We start from the raw sequence: 25,235 nt of genomic DNA on the forward strand, positions 1-25,235 counted from the left end.
AACGGCCCAGAGGCTTTTTATGATGAGTGCTAAAACAGCCAGCTGCTTTCTTAAACATGCGAATTACCCACCAAGGTCTTCTCGCATGTAGTGCTCCGTTACGCGAAGCTGGGGGAAATAGTCAGGAGCACCGCCATGAAGCACTCTCCCGCGTATCGTTTAGCGGCCACTATTCTGCATGGATTTGATGGCTACCGAGCACGCTTCAAGCAAATTACCTTTGACGCCAGTCGGCGTTTTCGTGATGCGGCGTGGCGTGATGCCCAGCAAGCCTCAGCGGCGCGGATTAACCTTTATGAAGAGAGAGTGGGCGATACGCTGACACGTTTGCAGCGTACCTTTGATCATGAGGCGCTTACGTACTGTGAGACCTGGCGGGAGGCGCGTGAGCACTATGCGCAGCTGATTAGTCAGCGGTTGGATTACGAGTTGGCCGAGACGTTTTTTAACTCACTATTCTGCTCGATTTTCCACCACCGCCATATTCGCAATGACTGGATGTTTGTGTACAGCTCCCGAGAAGATGCTGCGCACCATTCTGGAATTGAGCTTTGTCGACAGTATTCCGTCAATGGTGATTGGTCTCAAGCGCTTGCCTGGGCGCTTGAAGAGGCACCGTTTGATAACGCCTTTGCTGATCTGGAGCGCGATATTGAACTAGCTGCAGGCCTATTAGAAACCCTGCTTCCCGCCGCTATTTTGCAGTCAGAAGACGCGCAATTAGAGCTGTTGAAAAGTGTCTTTTACCGTAATAAAGGGGCCTACTTAGTCGGCCGCATTTTGGGTGGCGGTGAGCAGGTGCCACTAGTGTTACCTATTCTACATGGTGAAGGGTTTGGCGAGCAGCAGGGCGGCGACCCCTGCCTGCACCTGGATACCGTGCTAACCGAGACCGACGAAGTCTCGATTATTTTCTCGTTTACCCGTGCCTACTTCCAAGTCGATGTGCCGGTGCCTGGGGAGTTTGTCCACTACTTAAAACAGCTCATGCCCCATAAGCCTGAAGGCGAACTGTATGCCGCGATTGGCTTTTTTAAGCATGGCAAAACCGAATTTTTCCGTGCCCTAAACCTGCAAGTGGCCAAGCGTGAGGATCAGTTTGTCATTGCACCTGGTGTGCGCGGCATGGTGATGGCGGTGTTCGTGCTGCCTAGTTTTCGCACCGTGTTTAAGATCATTAAAGATAAATTCGACCCGGCCAAAGAGGTCACCCACGCAATAGTGCGCGAGAAATACCGCCTGGTGAAACGCCATGACCGTGTTGGGCGTATGGCTGATACCCAGGAGTTCTCGAATTTTATCGTGCGCCAGGATCACTTTGCGCCGGAGTGTCTAGAGCACTTGCTAGAAGTAGCACCGTCTACTGTGTCATTGAAAGATGACAAGGTAATAATCAAGCACTGCTATACCGAGCGCATGATGACACCGCTGAATATTTATCTGGAGCAGTGCAGCGCGGACGAGCGCGTAATGGTGCTCAAAGACTATGGTAACGCCATTAAACAGATGGCAGCGGCGAACATCTTCCCGGGCGATATGCTGTTAAAAAACTTTGGTGTTACCCGCCATGGCCGAGTGATTTTTTACGATTACGACGAGGTGTGCTATCTCACGGAGTGTCGCTTTCGGCACATGCCTAAATCGTATGGCAATGACTTTCAAGGAGGTGGTGGGGAGAGTTTTTACGTTGGCCCCAATGATATCTTCCCCGAGGAGTTTGGCCCCTTTATGTTTGCCAACCCGGAGCTGCGCGCGATTTTTATGCAACAGCATCCGGAGTTATTTGATCCCGATTACTGGTTGGAGCTACAGCAGGCCATTGTCGATGGTCGGGTGATTGATGTTTACCCATATCGTAATAAGCAGCGCTTCGCGGGGACCATAGGGCAACTGGTATATTAGGAAACAGTAAGCAGTGATTTAGTCGAGGAAAACATGACAGCAACACCGCACCTAGTGGTTTTTACCGGTTCAGGCATTAGCGCTGAGAGTGGTATTAAAACGTTTCGTGCCAGCGATGGCCTGTGGGAAGATCACCCTGTTGAAGAGGTAGCCACGCCTGCGGGCTGGCAGCGAGATCCTCAGCGGGTGCTGGAGTTTTATAACCTGCGCCGGGAGCAAATTCGTAAGGCCAAGCCCAACGCTGCCCATAAAGCCCTGGCGGCGCTTGAAAAAGATGGCTTTAGAGTCAGCGTGGTTACGCAGAATATTGATGATCTGCATGAGCGTGCGGGGTCGCGTGATGTATTGCATCTGCATGGAGAGATTTTGAAGGCGCGCTCTTCAGTGGATGTGCGGTTACGCTATCCACTGCCGAAAGGCGGTATTGCGCTGGGCGATATTTGTGACAAGGGCAGCCAGCTGCGCCCGGACGTGGTGTGGTTCGGCGAGTCGGTGCCGCTGTTTGAAGACGCCTGCGAACTTGTTAGCCAAGCGGATTTCTTGCTGGTGGTAGGCACGTCTCTAGCGGTAATGCCCGCGGCGTCGCTGCTGTCGTATATTGACTTGGATACCCCGTGTGCACTGGTCGACCCCGACGCGGATGCCTTAACACCGCCGGGCGTGCTGGCGATTAACACCACTGCAGGTGAAGGCGTTCCTGCCTTGGTCAATCAGTGGCGCAAACAGGGTAATTTAATGCTGCCTTGAATTATCTATCGCTTCAAAAACCATGCCTTCATTACGTTGGTAATCTGAGTGATGTCGGCGTCAGTAGCGATATAAGCGGGCATGGTGTAAAGCCAGCGGCCGATTGGGCGCAGCCACACCCCACGCTCGCGGGCGAACTGCCCGACACCTTTCAGCGTCTCGGCGGAGTGCGCCTCAATCACTGCGGTGGCACCCAGTACTCGCACATCGGCCACGTCTGGGTGGGCGTTCAGCGCGGAGTCGTCAATTAACTCTCGGCTAAGCTGTTGGCTGAGTGCCGCAACCTTGTCTAGGTAGTGCTCCTCTTCAAACACGCGCAGGCTTTCCAGCGCGACGCGGCAGGCCAGCGGGTTGCCCATAAATGTCGGGCCGTGCATAAAGGCATGGTGGGCGCTGTCGCCAACAAACGCATCGTGAACGCGGTCGTTGGCTAGGGTTGCTGCATGGCCTAGATAGCCGCCGGTTAGTCCTTTAGAGAGCACCATAATATCCGGTGCCACGTCAGCGTGATTGGCGGCAAACAGCTTGCCAGTGCGGCCAAAACCGGTAGCCACTTCATCAAAAATCAGCAGCACGCCAAACTCATCGCATAGCGCCCGTGCGCCGCGCAGGTAGTCAGGCGAGGTCATATTCAGCCCGCCTGCTGCCTGTAACAACGGCTCCATCAGCAGGGCAGCAATCTCATGGTGATGGCTCGCCAATACGTCGCGCAGCGCCGCTAAATCGTCGGCTACCTGCTCCGGTGTGGCGTTAAACGGTGCGGTGGGCGCGGGGGCGAAGTGGTGTTGGGGCAGCAGGCTGGCGAACAGGCTATGCATGCCTTCTTCAGGGTCGCATACCGCCATACAGCCGGTGGTGTCGCCATGGTAGGCCTTCATTAACGAAAGCATCTTGCACTTTTCGGGGTGGCCGATGAGCACCTGGTACTGCAGGGCCATTTTCATCGCCACTTCCATCCCGACTGAACCGCTGTCGGAGTAAAACACGTGATTAAGGCCGTCAGGGGTAATGCGCACTAGCTCCCGTGCGAGTTGGTCGGCGGGATCATGGGTGAGGCCACCGAGCATGACATGGCATAGCTCGCCTGCCTGTTCACGAATGGCCGCGACTAAACGCGGGTGGCCATAGCCATGAATCATGCACCACCAGGAGCAGGTAGCGTCGAGCAGTTGCTCGCCGTTTGCCAGCGTAAAGTGACTGCCGCTGCCGCCGACCACTTTGGGTGCTGGCGCTTGGGTTTTGAGGTGGGCATAAGGGTGCCAAACGGGAGAACTCATAGAGCGGCTTCCTGATTTAAAGCTGAAGTGTTGAGCAGTGCAGATAGTGAAAGCGCGTGGCGCGCATGGGTGGCATCAGCGGTGGCTAAATGAGGAATAATGCCCAGACATGGCGCGTTAAGGGTGTTTTTAAGCAGGGCAATGTTGGCATCAATGCGTGCTGTATCAGAGGAGAATACAGGGTCCACTACGCTGCCGACCCAGCCTGCAAGCATTAGACCATCGGCAGCGATGACCTCCGCGGTAAGCCGCGCATGATTAAGACAGCCAAGTTTTAGTCCCACGACCAGAATGACTGGCAGCTGCATCATCCGCGGTATATCGGAAAAGTCGTCGTGCTCATTGAGTGGCACACGCCAGCCGCCAGCGCCTTCAATGATCGTTAAATCGCGCGGCATGTCGTTTAGGGTGGCGGTAAGCGAGGCCACTACGCTATTGACGTTAAGAGCGCGCCCCGCCTCGCTGGCGGCCAGATGTGGCGCAATAGCGGGCGCAAACGCCCACGGGTTAACGGTGGTGTAATCGACGGGGGGAGCGCTCTGTTGTTGTAGCGCCAACGCGTCGCTATTGCGCAGCCCATCCACCGTGATGTGGCTGCCAGAGGCAATCGGCTTAAGCCCCAGCGTGCTGAGCTGCTGCTGTTTGGCAGCGCACAGCAGTGCGCTGGTGGCCAGGGTCTTACCTGCATCGGTATCGGTGCCGGTCACGAAATAGACGGTCATGGTGTTTTTTCCAGGCGCAGGGTGATGCAGTGGTAACTAACGGGGAGCCCTTGGGGTTCACGTAGCGTTTCAAAACGCTGGCGGGCGGCGACCAGGTCTCGGCGGGTAAGACGTGCCTTGGGCCGCGCCACCTGGGCGCCTACCCCCTTAATTGAAGCCATGACGGCAGTGAGATCGGGGTAGTAAAAGCGCCGCCACTCAGTAATGCGGTCAACCAGCGTTAAGCCGCTTAAGCCAACGGCGCGTTCAAGTGTCAGAGCATTCGGCGTCTGCAGTAATGCCTCCGGGCGCTGCCAAGCAGAGGCGACTTCTGCCAGCGTGCCGGGTAAAAGTGTCGTGAGGCGCACTTGGCCGCCAGGGGACAGCACTCGTTGAAGCTCGCGCATAACCGCATCGATATCGCGGCACCACTGGATGGCAAGGTTGGAAAATATCAGATCAAAAGTTCCGCGCTCAAAAGGCAGTGCAGCGGCATCGCCTTGCTGCCAACGAATATGATGGCCATAGCGCGCTTGGGCGTGAGCGAGCATGCCCGGGGCAATATCCAGCCCAGTGACGTGGGCACGGGGAAATTGAGTGGCTAGTCGCTGTGTCCAGACGCCAGTACCACAGCCAAGGTCGAGTATGTTGTCGGCACTCGGCGGAAGCGATGACCAGAGCGTTTCCCCTATCTGGCGCTGAGCGCTGGCCAGCGCATCGTAGCGGGGTGCCGCGCGAGAAAAAGCGTGGGCGACTTTTGCCTGCCAGTTTGGCGTTGCCGTTAGGTACATACGTGCTCCTTGGCGACCAGTGCGGCCTGGGAAGCGATGGTCGCGACTAGTTGAGCAGGTTGGGAAAGCATCGGACAGTGCCCCGCGTGGGCAAGGTTGACTGCCTGAGCGCGGGTGCTGGAAGCCACTAACGGATCGTGCTCGCCCACTAGTTGAATGACCGGACAGGGCGCCTCTTGCAAACGCTGGGTGTTATCCAGGGTGGCAAGCCAGTGAAGCCCTTGGGATAGGGTGCTGTTAGTAGCGCTGGGGGTGTCACCCAACATGGCACGTAGCTGTTGGTGTGCGTGGCGAGCGTTAGGTTCGCCTTGGGTTTGCCAGAGTAAGAAATGCCGCCAGGTGGCGTCGGGGTCGCGGCTAAAGGCGCGCTGAAAGCTGGCAAGCTCGGCTTTGCTCACGCCGTCATCGCTACAAAATTGCCCGCCTGAGCCAATCAGTACCAGGCCGCGTGGCGCAGGCAGCTTATCGAGCAGCGCGCTGGCTAACAGCCCGCCCAACGACCAGCCAATCCACACAGCGTTACTGGGTAGTTTGTCGGCCATGGCGCTGGCAAGGGTATCAAGGGTGGCCGGTTCAGCCAGGGCGGGGGTATCGCCATAGCCCGGCCAGTCCACCGTGTGTACCTCAGTATGGGCAGGCCAGTAGGTGTCCAGCGGCTGCCAGATGCGCTGATCGATCCCCCAGCCTGACAGCAGCACCAGACGTTGAGGGGCGTCTAGGCGGGACATGCTGCTTCCTCTCGCTGACAGGCGCTCAGCCCTTCAATAAGCCGATCAATATCGCCTAAAGTGTGGCGGGCACTCAGCGTAATGCGCAGCCGTGCGGCACCATTAGGTACCGTGGGCGGGCGAATCGCCCCGACGTGAATGCCCCGTTGGGCGAGCTTAGCCGCCCAAGCCATGGTGCGTGGCTCGTTGCCGAGTAACAGCGGTTGAATAGGTGTATGGGAGTCGGCAAGGGGCAGCCCGAGCGCTTGGGCCTGCTGGCGAAAATAGTTGATATGGCGCGTAAGCTGTTGGCGGTGTTCAGGCTCGCGCTGCACGATAGCCAGCGCTTCCAGAGTCGCTGCGGCAATGCTGGGGGGTTGGGCCGTGGTATAGATATAGCTGCGAGCAAACTGGGTGAGGTGGTCGATCAGCGCAGCGTCACCGGCCACAAACGCGCCAGCGGTGCCCAGTGCCTTGCCCAGGGTGCCGACCAAAATAGGCACCGCTTGGCTGTCGAAGCCTGCCACACAGCCGCTGCCATCAGCGCCTAACACGCCCAGTCCGTGAGCGTCATCAATCATTAGCCAAGCGGTGTGTTGCTGGCTGACGTGGGCAAGGGTAGCAATATCGGCAACGTCGCCATCCATGCTGAACACGCCGTCGCTGACCACCAGCTTATAGGGGGCAGAACTGCGCGCTAACAAGCGTTCAAGATCTGCGCTATCGCGGTGATGAAAGCGTCGCGAGCGGGCACCGCTTAGCGTTGCCCCATCCAGTAGCGAGGCATGATTTAAACGGTCTTGAAAAATGGCGGTATTTGAATCGGCGAGTGCTTGCAACACGCCAAGGTTAGCCATATAGCCGGTGGAAAACAGCAGTGCACGCTGCCGTCCTGTCCACTGAGCCAGGGCGTCTTCCAGTGCATCGTGGACTGCCAAGTGGCCGCTGACCAAGTGCGACGCGCCCGCGCCTGCGCCAAAGCGGCGCGCACCCTCTGCCTGGGCAGCTTGCACACGTGGATCATGAGCCAGCCCGAGATAGTCATTGCCGGCAAAGTCCAGCGTGCCAAGGGTGCTCACCCGCCGATGCCGCCAGCGCTGCTGATCAACACGCTGCTGGCGGGCGCGGGCTAGGCGCTGTTGCCACGCTTCAGACACTGGCATCTACCGCCAGTGCTGCTGCCCGCTCTGCCTGGGCGCGCTGCTGAGCTTGTTGGGTGAGTCGCTCGGTGTGAGTGGCTTCATCTTCGCAGGTATCACGGCGTTCTGGGTGCAGGCCTAATTTTGCAAATAGCGCGCGGTCGCGGTCTGCCTGAGGATTGCCGGTGGTGAGTAGTTTGTCGCCGTAGAAGATCGAGTTGGCTCCCGCCAAAAATGCCAGTGCTTGAGTCGACTCACTCATCTGCTCGCGGCCAGCGGAAAGCCGCACATGGCTTTGCGGCATCATAATACGCGCCACCGCGACGGCGCGGATAAACTCAAGCGGGTCTAGATCTTCGACGTTTTCGAGCGGAGTGCCCGGTACCTTAACCAGCATATTGATAGGCACGGATTCTGGGTGCGGTGACAACTTGGCCAACTGCTGTAACAGCGCGCTGCGGTCTTGCGCGCCTTCGCCCATGCCTAAAATGCCGCCGGAGCATACTTTCATGCCCGCTTCACGAACGGTGGCCAGGGTGTCCAGGCGGTCGCTGAAAGTGCGGGTGGTGATGATTTCAGCGTAAAAGTCGGGGGAGGTATCCAGGTTATGGTTGTAGTAATCCAACCCGGCAGCCGCCAAACGGCTGGCTTGATCACCGTCGACCATACCTAGTGTCATGCAGGTTTCCAGCCCCAGAGCTTTCACTTGGCGAACCATCTCTTCGACCAGCAGTAAGTCTTTGTCCCGCGGGCTGCGCCATGCCGCACCCATACAGAAACGGCTAGCGCCAGCTTCTTTGGCAGCCTTGGCCTGGGTAACGACTTTTTCGATTTCCAGCAGCTTCTCTTTTTCGAGCTGGGTATTGTAGTGACCGGACTGCGGGCAATATTTGCAGTCTTCTGGGCAAGCTCCCGTTTTAATCGACAGCAGGGTCGAGACCTGCACCGCGTTAGCATCAAAGTGGGCACGATGCACTTGCTGAGCTTTAAATAGCAGGTCGTTGAAGGGCAGCGCGAACAGCGCATTAATCTCTTTCAGCGTCCAGTCGTGGCGTGGGGCGGCATTGAAAGCGGTGGCGGTCACGGGTAAACCTTTTTTCTTTTGAAAGTTGACGAGACTCTAGCGGCGTTACGCTTTTGGTGTCAACTGTTCAGAGTGTTCTGGTTTACTACGAATGGTTTTAGAGAGCTGGGGTTCGTCATGGTGGCCGGGCTGCTTTATACTCGGCGCCCTTTGTTAACCGCCCTTTATTAATCGCCCTTTATAAATTGGAGCGCGGATGTCTGACGCTACGTCACAGCCCCCTGAGTCTGCTTCATTGACTGACTACGACCCTGCTACGGGGCATCCGCGTCCACCTCGGCGTGAATTTAAAGCACGGGGCAGTTTTGTCACTCGCTGCGAAGGGTGCAATCTTCCTGAGCTCAACTGTCTGTGCCCTTACCAGGTGAAAGCAGATAGCACCGCCCAGGTATGGCTGTTGACCCACTCTATAGAACACTACAAGCCGACCAATACCGGGCGGTTAATTGGTGATGTGCTGACGCAAACCAAAGTGTTTACCTGGTATCGCACCGCGCCGGACGAAGAGTTAGCCGCGCTGCTTGAAGATCCGCGCTATGCGCCTTTTGTGATCTTCCCAGATGACCAGCCCGACTACGCAGACCGTGTGGTGGATATTAATGCCGTGCACGCTGTGAAGCAGCAGGCGCGTATTCCGGTATTTGTGATTTTAGATGGCACTTGGCGCCAAGCGCGACGAATGTTCCGCAAGAGCCCTTATCTGGATACGCTGCCGGTACTGCCGCTGCGCACTGAGCGGGAAACACGCTACCGGCTACGCAAACCCGCCTCAAAAGCGCACCTGTGTACGGCAGAGGTTGCCATTGAACTGCTGCGCCAAAGTGGTGATGAAAATGCCGCTGATGTGCTAGACGATTACTTTGATGTATTTAACGATAGCTATGCCGAGAGCCGTTACTATCGCAAAATTGCTGAACCAACCGCTGCCATGCAGCGGCTATTAGATCGAAAGGGTTAGCGCTGAGCACCAGGTAGCCAGCGGAGCATCACTTTGCGTACCCAGTACCAGCGGTTAATCAAGAGGGCGGTAAAAATCAGGCTACAGCCAAGCAGCTGTAGCAGGGTCATGGTTTCGTCAAACCACCATGCGGCGAATAGGGCGGTCCACACGGCTTCAAGCATTAAGATAACCGCCGCGTGGCTAGGCGTGGTCATGCCCTGGGCTTTGATTTGCAGAAAGAAGCGCAGCGAGCTTGCCAGCAGCACGCTGGCCATAAACCAGCCCAGAATTGAGGGGCTGAGCGTTAGCGGCTGATGCTCGACGACCAACGACAGGCAGGTCAGTACGCTGCCCACTGACATCAGCTGTAGCGTGGTTAGCGGTAGCGCGGGCACGTTGCGCACCACGCGAGTATTGACGTTGATCAACAGCGCGAAGCAGAGCGCCGCGCAGACCATTAGCAGTTGACTAGCTTCTACTTTGAACCCTGCGTTTAGCGACAGGAGGGCGAAGCCCAGTAGCGCTACCGGCAGGGCGATCCAGGTAGAGCGTGGCGGACGGTCGCCAAACAGCAACCGTGCTACAACGGGTACCAGCAAAATCCCCAAGCTGTTGATAAACGCGCTTTCACCCAGGTGATCAGAGTAATTTAACCCCAGAATCCAGAAGGCTATCGCGGCGCTGAACAAAAAGCCTACCAGCACGCCGCGTCTTATCCTACGTGCGGGTAAACATCTTAGGGCAGGCCAGGCGAAGGGTAGGAGTATCAGCCCTGCCAGTAAAAAGCGCGTACCAATAAACAGTAACGGTGGCATGCCCGCTAACGCTTCTTTAGAAAAAATCCAGCCGCCAGCGGCTACCACCGTTACCAGCAATAGCAATGCATCGGCTTGCCATGGCGCTTGTTTGATCGTGCTCACGCGGTGCCGCTACCAAACAGTGCACCGGCAATCCTAAAGCCTGCTACCCAGGTACCTACCGCAGACCCTAATGTTGCTAAAATAAACACCAGCAACGTACGGGAGACGCGATTTTTCCACCAACCTTTGAGCTCGGTGACATCATGGCGCAGTGTCGAAAAGTCGCGCACCTTCGGTTTGCGCATATAGAGTTCGACCCCCGCAGCGACAAAGCCTGCACCAATGGTGGGGTTAAGCGAGGTCAGTGGGGCGGCAAAGAAAGTGGCAATCACCGTCACTGGGTGCGCAAGGGCCGCTATTGTCGCGCCGCCGGATAAAATTCCATTGATTAAAAACCACTCAATGACCAACTGCCAGCCAAGCTCAGTATTGCGCGAAAAGCCGATCACAAAACCGGTGATAACCAGCGCGGTAATCAGCCAAGGGGCAGCTTTCCAGAGTTTAGACGGTGGCGGCGTTGCCTCCAGCGATTCACGCTCCGTGGTAGGGTTTTCAGGAAGCGGTGCTTCCAGGTGTTCACCGGTGCCTTTTAAGTGCCCGGCACCCAGCACCACTAACACGTTTTGGTAGCGCCCAGGTGGCGCTTCTTCAGCTAAACGCAGCGCCATATAGCGGTCGCGTTCGCGAATAAGCGGGGTATAGAGCGCTTCTGATTCGGCAGCAAATTCGCTGAAAGTGGCTTCCAGCATATCGCCTTCTTTAAGCTTTTCGATGTCCTCTTTGGAAACATCCTGGCGCGACATTACGCTGCCAATTAGCCCCGAAAATAGCGAGAAGCGTTGCCACCAAGGGACATTGCGGTAAATGCGTTTTAATGTAATGCCAACGTCACGATCAACCAACATTAAAGGCAGCTTGTGGGTACGGCACTCTTCTACTGCTGCACGCATTTCAGCGCCAGGCTGAATGCCTGACTGCTCAGCAATCCGTTGCTGAAACGCACCAAGCGCCAGGCTTGCCGCTACCATGCCCGCTTTGCCCTGTTTAAATACCTGAAAAAGATCCTGTTCCCCCATGGCATCGGGGTTGTCCATGCTGTGATGACGTGCGTCGCATAGCTCAATGGCAACGGCATCGAAAGTGCCACTGTTGATTAATTGGCGAACGTCATCGGCACTTTCGGCAGAGACGTGAGCGGTGCCGAGCAGGGTGTAACGGGTGCCGCCAACGGTGACGGTTTTTAACGGGCCGCTGGTCTTAGGCTGCGCGTTGGGTTCTTGCGCCAGCGGTGTTGTATCGTCATGGATCATTAATGTGTCTCAATTTGAATAGAAAGCATTGATACGTGTTTAACGACGCCAGAAGGCGGGTGTAAATAGCACAAGTACCGTGAAAATTTCCAAGCGGCCCAGCAGCATCGCTAGCACCAAAATCCACTTGGCTAGGCTGGGCAAGTCGCCGTAATGGCTGCTAGCTTCGCCCAACGCTGGGCCTAAATTGTTCAGTGCAGAACCAACCGTGGACCAGGCGGTAACTTGGTCGACACCGGTGGCCATAACGCCCACCAGCATCAAGAAAAATAGCATGACGTAGGCTGAGAAAAAGCCCCATACCGCCTGGGCGATGCTGTCGGGGACACTGACTTTGCCCACTTTAACGGCAATGACTGCATTGGGATGAATAAGGCGCATGACTTCACGCATACCCTGCTTCAAGATCAGAATAATGCGGATCACTTTCATACCGCCCGCCGTCGATCCGGAACAACCACCTACAAAGGCGGCGACAAATAACAGAAACGGTAACGCACCCGGCCAGCCTGAAAAGTCGGCAACTGCAAAGCCCGCAGTGGTGGCGACAGAGACGACTTCAAATAGCGCGTGTCTCAGACCTTCAACATCGTCGTAGGTGTCCGTGAGCCACAAAGTAATCACGGTGATCGTGGTTAACCCAGCAAGAAATATCATTAAAAAGCGCGCTTCGGGGTCCTGAAAGTAGTGCAGCAAGCGCTTTTCACGCCAAGCAATAAAATGCAGGCTAAAGCTAAATGCTGAGATCAGCATAAAGCCAACGCAAATCAGCTCAATGGCGGCACTGTCAAAGTAGCCGATGCTGGCGTCATAGGTCGAAAATCCGCCAATAGCGACGGTCGAAAAGCTGTGTCCCAAGGCATCGAACCAGCTCATCCCTGCCAACATGTAAGCGACCATACAGGCCAGCGTTAGCGTCGCGTAGATGTACCAAAGCGCTTTGGCGGTTTCGGTAATTCGCGGTGTTAGCTTTGAATCCTTGAGTGGGCCAGGAATTTCTGTGCGGTACAGGGCCATTCCCCCAACACCCAGGGTAGGCAAAATGGCCACCGCTAACACTACAATCCCCATGCCGCCTAACCACTGCAACTGCTGGCGATAGTAAAGGATGGATTCTGGCAGAAAATCGATGCCAGTAATGACGGTTGCACCGGTCGTGGTTAGCCCGGAAAACGATTCAAATACCGCATCGGTGATACCGAGCGAGCCTTCACCAAACAGCATCAGTGGTAGCGAACCGAAAAGTGCCAATACGGTCCAAAACATGGCCGCAATAATGAAACCGTCGCGAATCCGTAGCTCTTTGTGGGCGCGACGATTGGGTAGGAAAAGCAGTAAGCCCGTTATCACTGAAATGGCGATACCGCTCATAAAAGCGTGCCAAACACCATCGCGAAACCAAAGCGATATCAGCATGGGTGGCAACATGGTGAGGCTAAATAGCATCAACAGTAGCCCTAAAATGCGTAGTATGACCCGCAAACTCATAGCAGTGGTTGCCTCATAGCGGTGGCCTGTTTTCTTGAAGAGCGTTGCCTAGAAGGCCATTGCCTAGAAGAACGTTAATCCCACTTGGAATAGCCGCTCCACGTCACGAATGCGTCGCTTATCAATCACGAATAGAATGACGTGGTCGCCGCTCTCTACCATCACATCCCCATGGCCAATGATGACCTCTTTGCCTCGCACAATGGCACCAATGGTGGTGCCTTCAGGCAGATTGATCTCAGCTATGGTCCGGCCCACCACTTTGGACGACTGCTTGTCACCGTGGGCGATCGCCTCGATGGCTTCCGCAGCGCCACGGCGCAGTGAGTGCACGTTGACAATATCGCCGCGGCGGACGTGGGTAAGCAGGCTGCCGATGGTCGCTTGCTGGGGGGAAATGGCGATATCGATTTCGCCCCCCTGAACCAAGTCCACGTAGGCAGCGTTGTTAATCAGCGTCAGTACTTTCTTAGCGCCCAAGCGTTTGGCCAGCAGCGACGACATAATATTGACCTCGTCGTCGTTGGTCAGGGCACAAAAGATATCGCAGTCTTCGATGTTCTCTTCTTCCAACAGCCGCTTGCTGGTGGCGCTGCCGTGTAGTACCACCGTTCGGTCAAGCCGCTCGGAAAGCGCAGTACAGCGCTCTAAACTGTGCTCGATAATCTTAACTTGGTGGCTGTGCTCCAGGTGTTCGGCTAAGCGTTCACCTATATTGCCCCCACCGGCAATCACCACCCGCCGGAAATCCCGTTCAACGCGGCGTAGTTCGCTCATTACCGCGCGAATATCACGCCGTGCAGCCAGGAAAAACACCTCGTCGTCGGCTTCAATCACCGTATCACCACGGGGAATAATCGGCCGATTGCGGCGGTAAATGGCCGCGACGCGTGTTTCCACATTGGGCATGTGCTTGGCTAAAAAGGCTAAATCCTGCCCCACCAGTGGGCCACCGTAGAACGCCTTGACCGCCACCAGCTGTACTAAACCACCGGCAAACTCCAACACCTGTAACGCACCGGGGTGCTCAATCAAGCGGCGAACATGATCCGTGACTACTTGTTCAGGGCTGATCAGTACATCAATAGGAATCGCTTCGTGGGCAAACAATCCCTTACGGGTGAGGTAGGCGGTTGAGCGTACGCGGGCAATTTTGGTAGGCGTGCGAAACAGCGTATGGGCGACTTGGCAGGCGATCATGTTGATTTCATCGGTGTTGGTCACCGCAATCAACATATCGGCGTCTTCACAGCCCGCCTGACGCAGCACAATGGGATACGAAGCCGCGCCCGTCACGGTGCGAATATCCAGTTTGGTGTGCAGTTCGCGCAGTTTCGCGCCGTCGGTATCGACGACGGTAATATCGTTTTCTTCGCGGGCGAGGTGCTCCGCTAGGGTGCCGCCGACCTGGCCGGCGCCGAGAATGATGATTTTCATTGCTAAGCATCGGTTCCGTTGTAAGCGCCAGCGCGTTCTCGGCAAGAGATATGTGCGCTGCAATAAAGACGGCGGCCAGTGTAAACCAGCCGCCGTTGAAAAGCAGGTCGGGATTACTCGAGTGTGAAGCCAACTTTTATCGTGACCTGCCAGTGAGCGACACGGCCGTCCTCGATATGGCCACGAGTGTCGGTGACTTCGAACCAGCGCAAGTTATGAATGGTCTCTGATGCTTTGGCGAGGGCACTTTGCACAGCTTCTTCAATTCCCTTTTCAGAAGAACCGGTTAGCTCGATATGCTTATAAGTGTGAGTACTCATAGTGTCTCCATCCTTGTCATCGGTTCACCGCCCCGGTAGGGGCGGTATGTTAAGCAGTACGCTTCTCTAGTCTGGCATAAAAAAAGCCATCATGACTGCTTTGCGCGGGAAACAGTTGGCGTCCTTGGCCACTTGGTTCGCCCCAGGCCACGTCATTTGGCGTGGTGACTTCTGCATCGGGCGTGCGGTCAAGAAATGCCTTGATTTGCTCAGCGTTTTCCTCGGGCAGCACTGAACAGGTGGCGTATAGCAAGGTGCCGCCTGGGCGGAGTAGTGGCCAAAGGTTATCCAGCAGTTGGCGCTGTAGCTTAGCGAGCTGGCGAATATCCTCTTTACGGCGCAGTTTTTTAATGTCGGGGTGACGACGAATAACGCCTGTGCCAGAACAGGGCGCATCAAGCAAAATCGCGTCGAAAGGCGCGCCGTCCCACCAGTCTTGCTGGGTAGCATCAGCGTGCTGCAGTTCTGCCGTTAAGCCTAGGCGGTTCAGTGTGTCGTCTACACGGCCTAGGCGCTGGTTGTCGCTATCAATGGCCGTCAGAGCAATATCAAACTGCTCTAATAGGTGGGCAGTTTTACCGCCAGGTGCACAGCAAGCATCGAGAACGTGGGCGCCTGGGCGGGGGGCTAATGCAGGCCCTAACAGTGCGGCAGAAAGCTGAGCCGCTTCGTCTTGGACGCTGACATGACCTTCTTCGAAGCCGGGGAGTATGGTGACATCACAGGGTGCATCCAAGGTAATGCCATCCGGCGCATGTAGGCATAGGTGCCCACTTAACCCCTGCTCAGTCAACTGTTGTAAATAGGCTTCACGGTCGTTGTGGCGCTGATTGACTCTCAGCGTCATGGGGCCTGGTTCATTGTTCGCTGCGGCAATGGCACGCCACTGTTCAGGCCAAGCGGTGCGCAACGCATTAAGCAGCCAGGGCGGGTGCTCCAGGGCAACACTCTCATCTAGGTCAACGGCGGCTTGTAGCTCTTCGGATTCACGCTGGAGACGGCGCAGGCAGCCGTTAAGCACTCGGGTGGCCCACTCTTTGCCTAGCAGGCGAGCGGCGCCAGCGGTTTCGCCGACCGCCGCGTGGGCCGGAATACGCATATAAAGCAGCTGGTAGATTCCCACCAGTAACAAGGCGTGAACATCGCTATCGCGCTTTTTAAAAGGCTGCTTGAGCAGTGCGCCAGCCAACGCTTCCAGGCGCGGCAGGCGTCGGCAAGTACCGTAACACAGCTCTTTTAACAGGCTGCGGTCGCGGGCAATCACACTATGCTCATCTAGCCCGGCTAGTGAGCCTTGGTCAGTCAAAACAGGTACTAGCGCGCGGGCGGCCGCGGCGCGAACTTCCTGGCCGCTGCCGCCTTTGGGTGGGCGATTCTGGCTCATTCACTAACTCCTTGATGAGCGGCGGCGTGCCCAAGGCGTGCGCCGACGATAAGCGGGGTTTGTCGGGCGTTAAGCAGGTCGCGCACGGCCATCGCTTTCCCACCAGGTAACTGGGCATGGCTAATGCACAGTACTTCTTGGCCTTGCTCGCCACAGGCAATGCGTAGGTGATCCTCGCCATGTTCGAGTAGTGTGCCGGGCGTAGTGGAAGGCTGTTCACCTGGTTCAACACTGGCCATCAACAAACGTAAGCGATCATTGCCTAACGTGCACCAAGCCACTGGCCACGGGTTAAACGCACGTATTTTGCGCGCTAGCGGCTCGGCAGGTTGATGGAAGTCCAGCTCGGCTTCCGCTTTGCTGAGCTTGGCGGCGTAGGTGACGCCCTCGTCAGGCTGCGGTGTTGCTTTTAAATTGTTGCTGTCCAGCGCATCCAGCACGTTAATCAGTGCATTCGCCCCTTGAATGGCCAGCCGATCATGCAAGTCCCCGCCCGTGGTGCGCGAGGTGATCGGCGTACGCACTTCATACAGCATCTCACCGGTATCCAGACCCGCATCCATTTGCATAATGGTGACGCCTGATGCGCTATCACCGGCTTCAATAGCGCGTTGGATGGGGGCGGCACCTCGCCAGCGTGGTAGCAGCGATGCGTGCACGTTGATGCAGCCTAAGCGGGGAATATCGAGCACGGCCTGTGGCAGTAGTAGCCCATAAGCAACGACAACCATTACGTCGGCGTTCAATGCAGCCAGTTCCGCTTGGGCATCAGTGCTTTTTAAGCTGACGGGCTGGTAGACAGGTAGCCCATGCTCAACAGCAAGCTGCTTGACGGGGCTTGGGGTGAGCTTGCGCCCGCGGCCAGCTGGGCGGTCAGGTTGAGTATATACCGCTACCACCTGATGCTGACTTTCGAGCACGGCAGCAAGGCTTGAAGCGGCGAAATCCGGCGTGCCAGCAAAAACAACGCGCAACTGTGACATGGTGATGACTACCTAGCATTGAAGGGGGAAAGTAATCGTGTGCCGTGGGGGAAACAAATAAAGGCCGAGAAGCAACGCTACAACGCACCAGGAATAACATTCTGTGCGTTTGCAGCGTGTCAGCTCGGCCAGCAATAACACGGCGTAGGTCGGTTTATGCGTCGTGTAATAGCTTGTGGCGTTTCTGCATCTTTTTCATCACTCGGTCACGCTTTAGGGGTGATAAGTAGTCAACAAAAAGCACGCCTTCCAAATGGTCATACTCATGCTGAATGCAGTGGGCTAATAAGCCATCGGCTTCTAACTCGTAGGGCTCACCACTACGATCTAGCGCGTTCAGCTTTACTTTTAAATAGCGCGGGACTTCAGCGTAGTATTCCGGAATCGATAGACAGCCTTCAGAAAGCGGCTCTTTTTCGTCACCAATCGGCTCGTAGCGCGGATTAATAAGTACTAGCGGCTGTGAGTTATCGTCGCTGACATCCATTACTACGACACGCCGATGAACATCGATTTGCGTCGCTGCAAGGCCGATGCCGCGCGCGTCGTACATGGTCTCCAGCATATCGTCGACGAGCTGGCGGACCTCATCGTCAACGGTTTCCACCGGTGCAGCCTTGGTGCGCAGGCGCTCGTCGGGGAATTCGAGAATAGGAAGTTTGGCCATGGCGTTACAATCACCGTTATGCTGAGTCTTTAATATGAGCAGGCCTTGCCACCTGTGTTGGCAGGCCTAAGTGCTTTACTATCGGCCACTATATCATGCTGTAAGCGTTCCTGGGCACGTACAACGCCATGCAGCTCCCCTCAACGGCTTCACCCATAACTGACAAGAGAGAACAGGATGGTGGTGAAAAGGGCAGTGGCGAAAAGGTTTCTTTATTATAGCGTGTCGTTGGTATGTTTGACGCTTATGACGACCGCCGCATTGGCGTGGGAATCTCCGCAGCGGGTGGTAAAGCTTTCTCCCCAAATGCGCGCCGTTCCTCAGCAACAGGCAATGGCGCCGCTTCCGATGGAAACGATCCGGGCGTTTTTGCGAGCGCACCGAGTTGCAGAGCCGGACGCGCCTACCCGGGAACTGGCCTACGTTGTCGGCGGTGAGAATCAACGCTTGATGAGTGGCGCAGGCGATACGCTGTATGCGCGCGGCGTACTGCCGTCCAGAGTGCGTTTAGGTATTTATCGTCCGGGCGAGCGTTATGTTTCCGCTGAGGGTATCCCGTTGGGTACGGAGTTAATCAATATTGGCGAAGCGCGCCAGCTCAGCAGAGAGGGAGAGATTGCCCGCTTAGAAGTCCTCAGTGCTTACCAGGAAGTGCGTAATAACGATATTTTGCTGCCGCTTGACGCCCCGTTGTTTGAATCTCAGTCGTCAGAAAATAGCTTTCAGCCTCGTTTACCGTTGAACGATGTCGCTGGCCAGATTATTGCGGTACCTGGCGGAGTGCGCTTTATTGGACGCTTACAAATAGTGGCACTGGATATTGGTACTCAGGATGGCTTGCAGCCCGGTCATGTATTACATGTTGGCCAGCAGGGCGAACTTGTTAATGACCCGCGTAGCCAGGAGCTGCTGCAACTACCCGCCACTGAGGCGGGAAGAGTCATGGTGGTAAAGCCGTATAGCCTGATGAGCTATGCGTTGGTGATGCAGGCATCGAACGTTTTAGCGGTTGGAGACCGGGTACACACGCCGATACGCTAAACACCACACAACTAACAGGGGATAGGTATGGATGCCAAGGAGTGGCTAGTGGTGAATGAGCTACCGAGCATGGGGGCGCTTCGCACCGCAGCGCTGGCCGCCAAACAGCCGCAATGGCCCCATGGCTGGCTTGCTGGGCTACCCAGTAATGCCGCGAGTGCGCTGCGACTTTGGCTAGCGCAGCCAGAGCGAAGCCCGTTGCAGCAGGCAGTCGACCATACCTTCGCATGGCTAGAGGCCGCGCCTAATCGCCATTTGCTCCATCGCAATCATCCCGCATGGCCTGAGTTGCTCGATCAATTGCCGGACCCACCTGTGGTGCTGTGGGCACAAGGTGATCTTAGCGCACTAGATGGCCCAAAACTGGCCATGGTGGGCACTCGGCGTCCCACTTCTGAGGGAAGCGGTAATGCTCAGGCGTTTGCCAGAGAGCTTGCTAATCACGGCTGGTGCATTGTCAGCGGCATGGCTCTCGGGGTTGATGGGATTGCACAGCGCGCAGCGTTAGCGGCAGGAGGGCAGTCGATTGCGGTGCTTGGCTGTGGCGTTGATGTTATTTATCCGCCCCGTCACCGTGATTTACATGAACAGCTAAGTAGCGTGCCAGGAGGCTTGTTATTATCCGAGCATCCGCCGGGAACCGTTGCTCGGCCAGCCTTCTTTCCTCGACGGAACCGAATTGTGACCGGTCTTTCATTAGGCACGTTAGTGGTCGAAGCGACTGAGAAGAGCGGCTCATTGGTAAGCGCACGATTAGCCCTTGAGCAAGACCGTGAGCTGTTTGCACTGCCCGGGTCGCTACATAACGTGCAGGCTCGTGGTTGCCTGCAGTTATTACGTAGCGGTGCGACGCTGGTGCGTCATGTGGACGATATTTTAGAAGAGTTGCAGCACTGGGCTGAACGCTATATGCCAACCGGTCCACGTGCTATCACTGACAACGCAAGCCTTGATTTGCCAATCGAGGACGATGAGCCCAAGGACAATGTACTAAGCGCGCTGGGCGCAACGCCAACGCCAATTGATATATTGGTTCAGAGCGCGGGCCTTACGGTCAGTGAATGCCAACAACGGTTATTGATGCTGGAACTTGATGGCAAAGTAGCGCAGCAAGCGGGCGGCTGGGTGCGTTTGACGCGGCCATGGTAGGATGTAAGTAACCGTTTTTCATCTACTGAAGATGTATCAATCTCAGGTGATGAGGGGCCGCGTTTGTAACGAGGAGCATCTATGAAATCGGCTGTTGAGGTTAAAGAAGCGGTACGAGCATTAAAAGAGGGGGGCGTTATCGCCTGCCCCACCGAAGCAGTCTGGGGGCTGAGCTGTGACCCAGATAACGATGAAGCGCTGGCGCATTTGATGCGTATGAAAGAGCGTGATCCCGCCAAAGGGGTGATTCTTGTTGCTGCGAATATTCAGCAATTTCAGCCTTGGCTAAACCAACTGCCAGTTGCACTGCATGCGCCCTTAGCGGCCAGCTGGCCTGGCCCTAATACTTGGCTAGTGCCTGACAATGGCCGTAGTCATGGGTTAGTGCGCGGTGCCCATCAGAGTGTGGCTCTACGGGTGACCGACCATCCGCTGATGAAGGCGCTCTGTGAGGCCTTTGGTGGCCCGCTAGTCTCTACCTCCGCTAATCGCGCGGGCGACCCACCCGCCATGAGCGCTGACGAAGTCGCGGCCATTTTCGGTGAGGAAGTCGCCGCGATTGTCGCGGGTGAGCTTGGGGGTAACGCAAAACCCAGCACCATCAAAGACTTGGTGACGGGCAAAGTCATGCGTTCATAGCGAAGCGCCTTGAGCTGTCTCTGCCGTTGACTACTTACCAATCACACTTATCCTCGACCTCTTTGGAGTTACTGTGGCTCACGAGCACCTAGACGACGTTAAACATTACCTTCTGGATCTGCAGGAGCGGTTGTGCGCCGGGCTTGCCGCTGCTGATGGAAAAGCGACATTTAAAGAAGATAGCTGGCAGCGTGAAGAAGGCGGCGGCGGACGTTCAAGGGTCATCGAAGAAGGCGCTGTTTTTGAGAAAGGCGGTGTGAATTTCTCGCATGTTTACGGGGCTCAGTTGCCCCCCTCGGCGACGGCGGCACGACCAGAGCTAGCCGGACGCAGCTTTCATGCGGTGGGTGTTTCCTGGGTGCTCCATCCTGAAAATCCTAACGTGCCGACAAGTCACGGAAACGTGCGCTTTTTTATCGCTGAAAAACAGGGTGAAGCGCCGGTATGGTGGTTTGGTGGCGGCTTTGATCTAACGCCTTACTACCCAGTGTTTGAAGATGTTGTGCACTGGCATCGGGTTGCCCAGGCTGCCTGCGTGCCATTTGGCGAAGAGGTCTATCCGCGCTACAAAGCGTGGTGCGATGAGTACTTCTATCTTAAGCATCGCGACGAGACGCGTGGTGTTGGTGGACTGTTTTTCGATGATTTAAATGAAGGCAGTTTCGACGACTGTTTTGCTTTTCAGCGCGCGGTGGGCGATAGCTTTCTGGACGCCTATGTACCGATTGTAGAGCGCCGTAAGGGTGATGCCTGGGGTGAAAAAGAGCGTGACTTTCAGCTTTATCGCCGCGGCCGCTATGTGGAATTTAACTTAGTGTGGGATAGGGGCACTCTGTTTGGCTTGCAAAGCGGCGGGCGCACCGAATCCATCTTGATGTCGATGCCGCCGCTAGCCCGTTGGGAGTACGCATTTACACCACCCGAGGGCAGCCGAGAGGCTAAATTGCACGAGTACTTGGTGCCACGCGATTGGCTAGCCGAAGCCACCCAGTTGGGTAAAGTGTAAGGAGCCTGTATGACCGACCGTTACTGTGTCTTTGGAAACCCGATTAAGCACTCTAAGTCGCCATTAATTCACGAAGAGTTTGCTAACCAAACTCAGCAACCTATGACCTATACCGCCGAACTTGCACCGGTGGAAGGTTTTGTCAGTGCCTGGCGAGAGTTTGTGACAACAGGAGGCCGTGGAGCGAACGTGACCGTACCGTTCAAAGGCGATGCCTTTGCGCTGTGCGATACCCTGAGCCACCGTGCCAAGCGTGCTCAGGCAGTGAATACACTAATTGTCGGCGGCAATGGCCGTACCTACGGTGATACCACTGACGGTATTGGGCTGGTGCGTGACCTTGGATACCATCACGTACCCATTAAGGATAAACGCGTGCTGGTGATCGGTGCAGGTGGTGCGGTGCGTGGCGTGCTTGAACCGCTACTTGCCGAGCAACCTCGTGACGTTGTTATCGTCAATCGAACGGCGGAAAAAGCCGTCCAATTAGCAGACGCATTTGCCGACTTAGGCACCCTTCATGGCGGTGGGTTTGAGACGTTAGAAGGCCAGTTTGATTTGGTGATCAATGGCACTAGTGCCAGTCTTACGGGTGATTTGCCGCCGTTGCCGGATAACCTATTTAACCAGGGTGCTTGGGCCTACGACATGATGTATGGCTCAGAACCCACGGTGTTTTTGCAGTGGGCAGGGCCACGCGGCGCCAAGTTGCTCGATGGCCTGGGTATGCTGGTCGAGCAAGCCGCCGAATCTTTCTTTTTATGGCGTAACGTGCGGCCCGAAACAGCCCCGGTGCGTACACTGTTAAGGCAATCGTTGAACGTTGCCAGTGACTAGCTAGCTTTCGAGTGCTCAACAAAGAAAAGGCAGCCCTTGCGGCTGCCTTTTTCGGTTAATGCTGGTTGTGTTCTCTCGTGTTTAGCGAGATTTGGTGTAAAAGCCAATCATGCACATAACAAGACCAACCACAGAGACCAGCATGCCGCCGTTGACCAGCAGCGGTGAGCGCTCGAGCCACGATACAAAGGGCTGCGGCGTGTCACGACACGCATTTGTCAGGTAGTCCCAATGCCCCCCGTCGAGCTGGCAAGCGCGTACGTCACCAAGTTCCCAGAAATAGACGCCGAGTAACACTAAAATCGGTAAGACAAGCAGCAATAAACCAAGTCGAATCATTCAAACCTCAATATTAAGGTGCCTAGGGGCGTGGGCAGTTGGGAGTGCGGCCGCTATTACGCGCCTGTTCGTAGCTTGCCATGGCGTTATTCATGCTGGCTTGAAGCCCTTCGATACGCTGGCCTTCACTTGGGTGCGTCGACATCCAGGCGGGTGGGGCGCCACCGCCGGAGGCCGCCTGCATATTTTCCCAAACGGTAACGCTTTCCCGTGGGTCAAAACCTGCCTGAGCCATCAACTGGAGACCGATAACGTCGGCTTCACTTTCATGGCGACGTGAGAATGGCAGCGCAATTCCGTATTCCGCTCCCATCCCCAGCACCCCCATCAATTGTTGGCCTCCCGGGGTTTGCATGCCTGAGGTGCTGGCAAGCACCGATAAACCAAGTGACGTTGCGCTTTTTGTTGAGGCGCGTTCGTTGGCATGATTCGCAATGACGTGACCAATTTCGTGGCCGACAACCGAGGCAAGCTGGTTTTGATTGGTGGCGATATCAAGCATGCCCGTATTTACACCCATGTAGCCACCGGGCAGAGCAAAGGCGTTGGGCTGTTCAGATTCAAAGACACGGATTTGCCAATCAAGATTACGCTGTTCGGCTGGCAATACTTCTACAATGGCATCCGCGATGCACTGTACATAGCGGTGGCTTGCCTGACCTGCGGTGGGAATATCTTGTTGATACTGCGCAAAGGCTTGCTGGCCCATTTGATTAAGCTGATCATCTGAAAGCAGCAGCAACTGAGAGCGACCGGTAGGTGACGTGGAGCATGCTGCGACAGAAGCACACAGTGCAGCAACAGCCAGGGGGCGAAGCCAGCGCATAAGCGGTTTCCTTATAGACGAGTAGGGATCTTTGCACACAAGATAACCACTGTCAGTGGTAAATCAACTCATATCATAACGCACTCTGAGGACAATCATGGATGCTGAATTGAGCCAACGCTTAACGCGGTTGCTGGACCACGTAGAACATTGGTTGCCGCCTGCACCGATCCAGGTAGATTGGGACAAGCATGTGGCGGCTATTTGGCAGCGTCATCCGTTAGGTGGGCGATTGGTTCCCGTGCCACCGCGCGACACGATGACACTGGATGACCTGTTAGGTATCGAGCGTCAAAAATTAGCGTTAGTCGATAACACCCGTGCATTTTTGCAGGGGCTACCCGCCAACCATGGTTTGCTATGGGGATCACGTGGCAGCGGAAAGTCATCGGTGATTCGTGCGCTGCTTAACTCGTTGGCGAATGATGGGCTGCGCTTGATTCAAGTGGATCGCCACGATTTAGGTAGTCTGCCGATATTGGTAGAACAGCTGCGCGATACGCCGCATCGTTTCGTGGTGTATTGCGACGATCTTTCGTTTGAAGGTAATGATGATGCTTACAAGGCGCTAAAAAGCGTCTTAGACGGCGCCTTAACGGGGCCGCCGGAAAACGTCTTGTTGTATGCCACTTCTAACCGCCGCCATTTACTGCCGGAATCCATGGACGACAATAGCGGTACGCGTCTTGTGGGTGAAGAGCTGCATCACGGTGACGCTGTTGAGGAAAAGATCTCATTGTCGGATCGCTTCGGCTTATGGTTAGGTTTTCATCCTTTCAGCCAAGCGACTTACTTAGAGGTCTGTGAGCATTGGGTAGCTCGTATAGGTGATAAGCAGGATTGGAGTGATGCCGCACGGGCAGAAGCGGTTCGCTTTGCAACGCTAAGAGGAGGGCGCAGTGGCCGAACGGCTTGGCAGTTTGCAGCCCAGTGGGTGGGCCGCAAACGGCTTCATGAAGGAAGTCGTCAGGCTTAACGCACAGGCGTTAACTGGCCGTCGGCGCCTACGTTCAGGCGAATGGTCGGCGTTAAAAGCCCTGCAGGTAATGTCATACCCAGTCCACGCAGGTCTCCTGGCGTGATAGCAAGCTCACTGCCAGGCGGTAGTGAGCCCTGGGTGGCTAACTGACTGGCGAGTTCTAGCATTGGCATCATACGCTGAGTGTCGGTCGTCAGGATGTCAAACGCTACCGGTAGACGTAACGTTGAGTCTTCCCCTGATGTTAGCGTTACATCCTCTTGATATTGGCCTTGCACTGGATCGACCCCCGGCATATCGAGCATCCAACGGAAACCTGACATCTCAACAGCGGGCATACCGGTAGGTAAACCAAGGCCCATCGCTAAGGTGGCCTGAACGGGCAAGCTGCCAGCGCCAAGACTAGACGCAAGCAAACTTGTCAGGTCGCTAGTATCAAGCCCTGCTTGCACGTTATAAGGGCCAATACGCACCTCTTCAATGCCCAGCGATGTTACCGCCAAGCGAAAGGCAAATAAGCCTGTTTGGGGCAGGGCAAGGCAACCTGCTAGCAAGCTTGTCATCAGCAGCAAGAGCAAACCGCGCCCGCGTTTAATTGCGTAGTGCATTAATATCCCTCCTAAGAAGGGCAAAGGTTCAGAGGTGCAAAATGTCAGAGTGGCGATTGCCGAAAAACGCGGCT

At 55.8% G+C, this 25,235-nt stretch carries 26 protein-coding genes; 9 read left to right on the forward strand and 17 right to left on the reverse strand.

Annotated features, from left to right (window positions below):
- The first annotated feature begins 135 nt into the window (after positions 1 to 135).
- Entirely contained in the window at positions 136 to 1,902 is a 1,767-nt protein-coding gene (gene aceK / locus K7H08_RS03690; RefSeq protein WP_038481356.1) for a bifunctional isocitrate dehydrogenase kinase/phosphatase, read from the forward strand.
- Positions 1,903 to 1,935: 33 nt separating this feature from the next.
- Positions 1,936 to 2,649: an SIR2 family NAD-dependent protein deacylase gene (locus K7H08_RS03695; RefSeq protein ID WP_231657243.1), complete on the forward strand. Its 714-nt coding sequence runs from the start codon at positions 1,936 to 1,938 to the stop codon at positions 2,647 to 2,649.
- A 5-nt stretch (positions 2,650 to 2,654) separates the two neighbouring features.
- Here the strand turns inward: K7H08_RS03695 and bioA are convergent, their stop codons facing one another.
- From bioA to bioB, 6 genes are read right to left on the reverse strand one after another with little or no spacing between them, the layout of a single operon-like run.
- Complete coding sequence (bioA, locus tag K7H08_RS03700; protein WP_231657244.1) at positions 2,655 to 3,926, reverse strand: adenosylmethionine--8-amino-7-oxononanoate transaminase; 1,272 nt, start codon at positions 3,924 to 3,926, stop codon at positions 2,655 to 2,657.
- Positions 3,923 to 4,648: a dethiobiotin synthase gene (gene bioD, locus K7H08_RS03705; protein WP_231657245.1), complete on the reverse strand. Its 726-nt coding sequence runs from the start codon at positions 4,646 to 4,648 to the stop codon at positions 3,923 to 3,925. Before bioD ends, bioA begins: the two co-directional genes overlap by 4 nt.
- A complete protein-coding gene (gene bioC / locus K7H08_RS03710; protein WP_231657246.1) occupies positions 4,645 to 5,418 on the reverse strand; it encodes a malonyl-ACP O-methyltransferase BioC in 774 nt (257 codons plus the stop codon). Before bioC ends, bioD begins: the two co-directional genes overlap by 4 nt.
- A complete protein-coding gene (locus K7H08_RS03715) occupies positions 5,409 to 6,146 on the reverse strand; it encodes an alpha/beta fold hydrolase (protein ID WP_231657247.1) in 738 nt (245 codons plus the stop codon). Before K7H08_RS03715 ends, bioC begins: the two co-directional genes overlap by 10 nt.
- Positions 6,134 to 7,288 (reverse strand): 8-amino-7-oxononanoate synthase, encoded by a 1,155-nt coding sequence (gene bioF, locus K7H08_RS03720; protein ID WP_231657248.1) that lies wholly within the window; start codon positions 7,286 to 7,288, stop codon positions 6,134 to 6,136. Before bioF ends, K7H08_RS03715 begins: the two co-directional genes overlap by 13 nt.
- Complete coding sequence (gene bioB / locus K7H08_RS03725) at positions 7,275 to 8,348, reverse strand: biotin synthase BioB (RefSeq protein WP_231657249.1); 1,074 nt, start codon at positions 8,346 to 8,348, stop codon at positions 7,275 to 7,277. The genes bioF and bioB overlap by 14 nt, the downstream gene beginning before the upstream one ends.
- A gap of 196 nt (positions 8,349 to 8,544) precedes the next feature.
- Between bioB and K7H08_RS03730 the strand changes: the two genes are divergently transcribed.
- Entirely contained in the window at positions 8,545 to 9,306 is a 762-nt protein-coding gene (locus tag K7H08_RS03730; protein WP_231657250.1) for a tRNA-uridine aminocarboxypropyltransferase, read from the forward strand.
- Here the strand turns inward: K7H08_RS03730 and K7H08_RS03735 are convergent.
- The 8 genes from K7H08_RS03735 to def form a co-directional block, all read right to left on the reverse strand.
- Positions 9,303 to 10,208 carry a DMT family transporter gene (locus K7H08_RS03735; RefSeq protein WP_120385761.1) on the reverse strand — a complete coding sequence of 302 codons (906 nt, stop codon included), beginning with the start codon at positions 10,206 to 10,208 and terminating at the stop codon, positions 9,303 to 9,305. The genes K7H08_RS03730 and K7H08_RS03735 overlap by 4 nt on opposite strands.
- On the reverse strand, positions 10,205 to 11,458 hold the full coding sequence (locus K7H08_RS03740; protein ID WP_089039159.1) for a TraB/GumN family protein: 1,254 nt from the start codon (positions 11,456 to 11,458) through the stop codon (positions 10,205 to 10,207). Before K7H08_RS03740 ends, K7H08_RS03735 begins: the two co-directional genes overlap by 4 nt.
- A gap of 39 nt (positions 11,459 to 11,497) precedes the next feature.
- Positions 11,498 to 12,946, reverse strand: coding sequence for a TrkH family potassium uptake protein (locus K7H08_RS03745; protein WP_120385760.1), 1,449 nt, complete (start codon positions 12,944 to 12,946; stop codon positions 11,498 to 11,500).
- Positions 12,947 to 13,009: 63 nt separating this feature from the next.
- Positions 13,010 to 14,383 (reverse strand): Trk system potassium transporter TrkA, encoded by a 1,374-nt coding sequence (trkA, locus tag K7H08_RS03750; RefSeq protein ID WP_120385759.1) that lies wholly within the window; start codon positions 14,381 to 14,383, stop codon positions 13,010 to 13,012.
- 113 nt (positions 14,384 to 14,496) lie between these two features.
- Positions 14,497 to 14,703, reverse strand: coding sequence for a dodecin (locus K7H08_RS03755; protein WP_038481393.1), 207 nt, complete (start codon positions 14,701 to 14,703; stop codon positions 14,497 to 14,499).
- A 49-nt stretch (positions 14,704 to 14,752) separates the two neighbouring features.
- The gene (rsmB, locus tag K7H08_RS03760; protein ID WP_120385758.1) at positions 14,753 to 16,087 is read right to left on the reverse strand and encodes a 16S rRNA (cytosine(967)-C(5))-methyltransferase RsmB; all 1,335 of its coding nucleotides are present in this window, start codon (positions 16,085 to 16,087) and stop codon (positions 14,753 to 14,755) included.
- Entirely contained in the window at positions 16,084 to 17,070 is a 987-nt protein-coding gene (fmt, locus tag K7H08_RS03765; protein ID WP_038481399.1) for a methionyl-tRNA formyltransferase, read from the reverse strand. The genes rsmB and fmt overlap by 4 nt, the downstream gene beginning before the upstream one ends.
- Positions 17,071 to 17,224: 154 nt before the next feature.
- The gene (gene def / locus K7H08_RS03770; RefSeq protein ID WP_038481402.1) at positions 17,225 to 17,737 is read right to left on the reverse strand and encodes a peptide deformylase; all 513 of its coding nucleotides are present in this window, start codon (positions 17,735 to 17,737) and stop codon (positions 17,225 to 17,227) included.
- A gap of 177 nt (positions 17,738 to 17,914) precedes the next feature.
- Here def and K7H08_RS03775 point away from each other — a divergent pair, with 177 nt between their 5' ends.
- From K7H08_RS03775 to aroE, 5 genes are all read left to right on the forward strand, one after another.
- The gene (locus tag K7H08_RS03775) at positions 17,915 to 18,778 is read left to right on the forward strand and encodes a peptidoglycan-binding protein (RefSeq protein ID WP_442908335.1); all 864 of its coding nucleotides are present in this window, start codon (positions 17,915 to 17,917) and stop codon (positions 18,776 to 18,778) included.
- 27 nt (positions 18,779 to 18,805) lie between these two features.
- Complete coding sequence (gene dprA, locus K7H08_RS03780) at positions 18,806 to 19,927, forward strand: DNA-processing protein DprA (RefSeq protein WP_038481408.1); 1,122 nt, start codon at positions 18,806 to 18,808, stop codon at positions 19,925 to 19,927.
- 81 nt (positions 19,928 to 20,008) lie between these two features.
- Complete coding sequence (locus K7H08_RS03785; protein WP_231657252.1) at positions 20,009 to 20,566, forward strand: L-threonylcarbamoyladenylate synthase; 558 nt, start codon at positions 20,009 to 20,011, stop codon at positions 20,564 to 20,566.
- Positions 20,567 to 20,639: 73 nt separating this feature from the next.
- Positions 20,640 to 21,572, forward strand: a complete 933-nt coding sequence (gene hemF / locus K7H08_RS03790; RefSeq protein ID WP_038481413.1) for an oxygen-dependent coproporphyrinogen oxidase — start codon at positions 20,640 to 20,642, stop codon at positions 21,570 to 21,572.
- A gap of 9 nt (positions 21,573 to 21,581) precedes the next feature.
- Positions 21,582 to 22,409: a shikimate dehydrogenase gene (gene aroE / locus K7H08_RS03795; protein WP_231657253.1), complete on the forward strand. Its 828-nt coding sequence runs from the start codon at positions 21,582 to 21,584 to the stop codon at positions 22,407 to 22,409.
- Positions 22,410 to 22,490: 81 nt separating this feature from the next.
- On the opposite strand, the gene K7H08_RS03800 is transcribed toward aroE, so the two are convergent.
- Complete coding sequence (locus K7H08_RS03800) at positions 22,491 to 22,748, reverse strand: hypothetical protein (protein WP_038481419.1); 258 nt, start codon at positions 22,746 to 22,748, stop codon at positions 22,491 to 22,493.
- A 22-nt stretch (positions 22,749 to 22,770) separates the two neighbouring features.
- A complete protein-coding gene (locus tag K7H08_RS03805) occupies positions 22,771 to 23,574 on the reverse strand; it encodes a M48 family metallopeptidase (RefSeq protein ID WP_038481423.1) in 804 nt (267 codons plus the stop codon).
- 97 nt (positions 23,575 to 23,671) lie between these two features.
- On the opposite strand from K7H08_RS03805, the gene K7H08_RS03810 reads away from it, so the two are divergent.
- Positions 23,672 to 24,550, forward strand: coding sequence for an ATP-binding protein (locus tag K7H08_RS03810; RefSeq protein WP_038481426.1), 879 nt, complete (start codon positions 23,672 to 23,674; stop codon positions 24,548 to 24,550).
- Here the strand turns inward: K7H08_RS03810 and K7H08_RS03815 are convergent.
- Positions 24,547 to 25,161 carry a hypothetical protein gene (locus K7H08_RS03815; RefSeq protein WP_120385752.1) on the reverse strand — a complete coding sequence of 205 codons (615 nt, stop codon included), beginning with the start codon at positions 25,159 to 25,161 and terminating at the stop codon, positions 24,547 to 24,549. The genes K7H08_RS03810 and K7H08_RS03815 overlap by 4 nt on opposite strands.
- Between the last annotated feature and the right edge of the window lie 74 nt (positions 25,162 to 25,235).

Origin of the sequence: Halomonas sp. IOP_6 (assembly GCF_021151565.1) — a bacterium.
Classification (GTDB): Bacteria; Pseudomonadota; Gammaproteobacteria; order Pseudomonadales; family Halomonadaceae; genus Vreelandella; species Vreelandella alkaliphila.

Excerpts from the sequence above, each read along its gene's own strand:
- K7H08_RS03740 (WP_089039159.1), bottom strand. The coding sequence starts at position 11,458 with ATGATCCATGACGATACAACACCGCTGGCGCAAGAACCCAACGCGCAG.
- fmt (WP_038481399.1), bottom strand. The coding sequence starts at position 17,070 with ATGTCACAGTTGCGCGTTGTTTTTGCTGGCACGCCGGATTTCGCCGCT.
- K7H08_RS03810 (WP_038481426.1), top strand. The coding sequence starts at position 23,672 with ATGGATGCTGAATTGAGCCAACGCTTAACGCGGTTGCTGGACCACGTA.
- aceK (WP_038481356.1), top strand. The coding sequence starts at position 136 with ATGAAGCACTCTCCCGCGTATCGTTTAGCGGCCACTATTCTGCATGGA.
- rsmB (WP_120385758.1), bottom strand. The coding sequence starts at position 16,087 with ATGAGCCAGAATCGCCCACCCAAAGGCGGCAGCGGCCAGGAAGTTCGC.
- def (WP_038481402.1), bottom strand. The coding sequence starts at position 17,737 with ATGGCCAAACTTCCTATTCTCGAATTCCCCGACGAGCGCCTGCGCACC.
- K7H08_RS03785 (WP_231657252.1), top strand. The coding sequence starts at position 20,009 with ATGAAATCGGCTGTTGAGGTTAAAGAAGCGGTACGAGCATTAAAAGAG.
- K7H08_RS03775 (WP_442908335.1), top strand. The coding sequence starts at position 17,915 with ATGGTGGTGAAAAGGGCAGTGGCGAAAAGGTTTCTTTATTATAGCGTG.
- K7H08_RS03730 (WP_231657250.1), top strand. The coding sequence starts at position 8,545 with ATGTCTGACGCTACGTCACAGCCCCCTGAGTCTGCTTCATTGACTGAC.
- bioF (WP_231657248.1), bottom strand. The coding sequence starts at position 7,288 with ATGCCAGTGTCTGAAGCGTGGCAACAGCGCCTAGCCCGCGCCCGCCAG.
- bioC (WP_231657246.1), bottom strand. The coding sequence starts at position 5,418 with ATGTACCTAACGGCAACGCCAAACTGGCAGGCAAAAGTCGCCCACGCT.
- dprA (WP_038481408.1), top strand. The coding sequence starts at position 18,806 with ATGGATGCCAAGGAGTGGCTAGTGGTGAATGAGCTACCGAGCATGGGG.
- K7H08_RS03815 (WP_120385752.1), bottom strand. The coding sequence starts at position 25,161 with ATGCACTACGCAATTAAACGCGGGCGCGGTTTGCTCTTGCTGCTGATG.
- K7H08_RS03715 (WP_231657247.1), bottom strand. The coding sequence starts at position 6,146 with ATGTCCCGCCTAGACGCCCCTCAACGTCTGGTGCTGCTGTCAGGCTGG.
- bioA (WP_231657244.1), bottom strand. The coding sequence starts at position 3,926 with ATGAGTTCTCCCGTTTGGCACCCTTATGCCCACCTCAAAACCCAAGCG.
- K7H08_RS03805 (WP_038481423.1), bottom strand. The coding sequence starts at position 23,574 with ATGCGCTGGCTTCGCCCCCTGGCTGTTGCTGCACTGTGTGCTTCTGTC.
- K7H08_RS03755 (WP_038481393.1), bottom strand. The coding sequence starts at position 14,703 with ATGAGTACTCACACTTATAAGCATATCGAGCTAACCGGTTCTTCTGAA.
- K7H08_RS03800 (WP_038481419.1), bottom strand. The coding sequence starts at position 22,748 with ATGATTCGACTTGGTTTATTGCTGCTTGTCTTACCGATTTTAGTGTTA.
- bioD (WP_231657245.1), bottom strand. The coding sequence starts at position 4,648 with ATGACCGTCTATTTCGTGACCGGCACCGATACCGATGCAGGTAAGACC.
- K7H08_RS03745 (WP_120385760.1), bottom strand. The coding sequence starts at position 12,946 with ATGAGTTTGCGGGTCATACTACGCATTTTAGGGCTACTGTTGATGCTA.
- trkA (WP_120385759.1), bottom strand. The coding sequence starts at position 14,383 with ATGAAAATCATCATTCTCGGCGCCGGCCAGGTCGGCGGCACCCTAGCG.
- aroE (WP_231657253.1), top strand. The coding sequence starts at position 21,582 with ATGACCGACCGTTACTGTGTCTTTGGAAACCCGATTAAGCACTCTAAG.
- K7H08_RS03695 (WP_231657243.1), top strand. The coding sequence starts at position 1,936 with ATGACAGCAACACCGCACCTAGTGGTTTTTACCGGTTCAGGCATTAGC.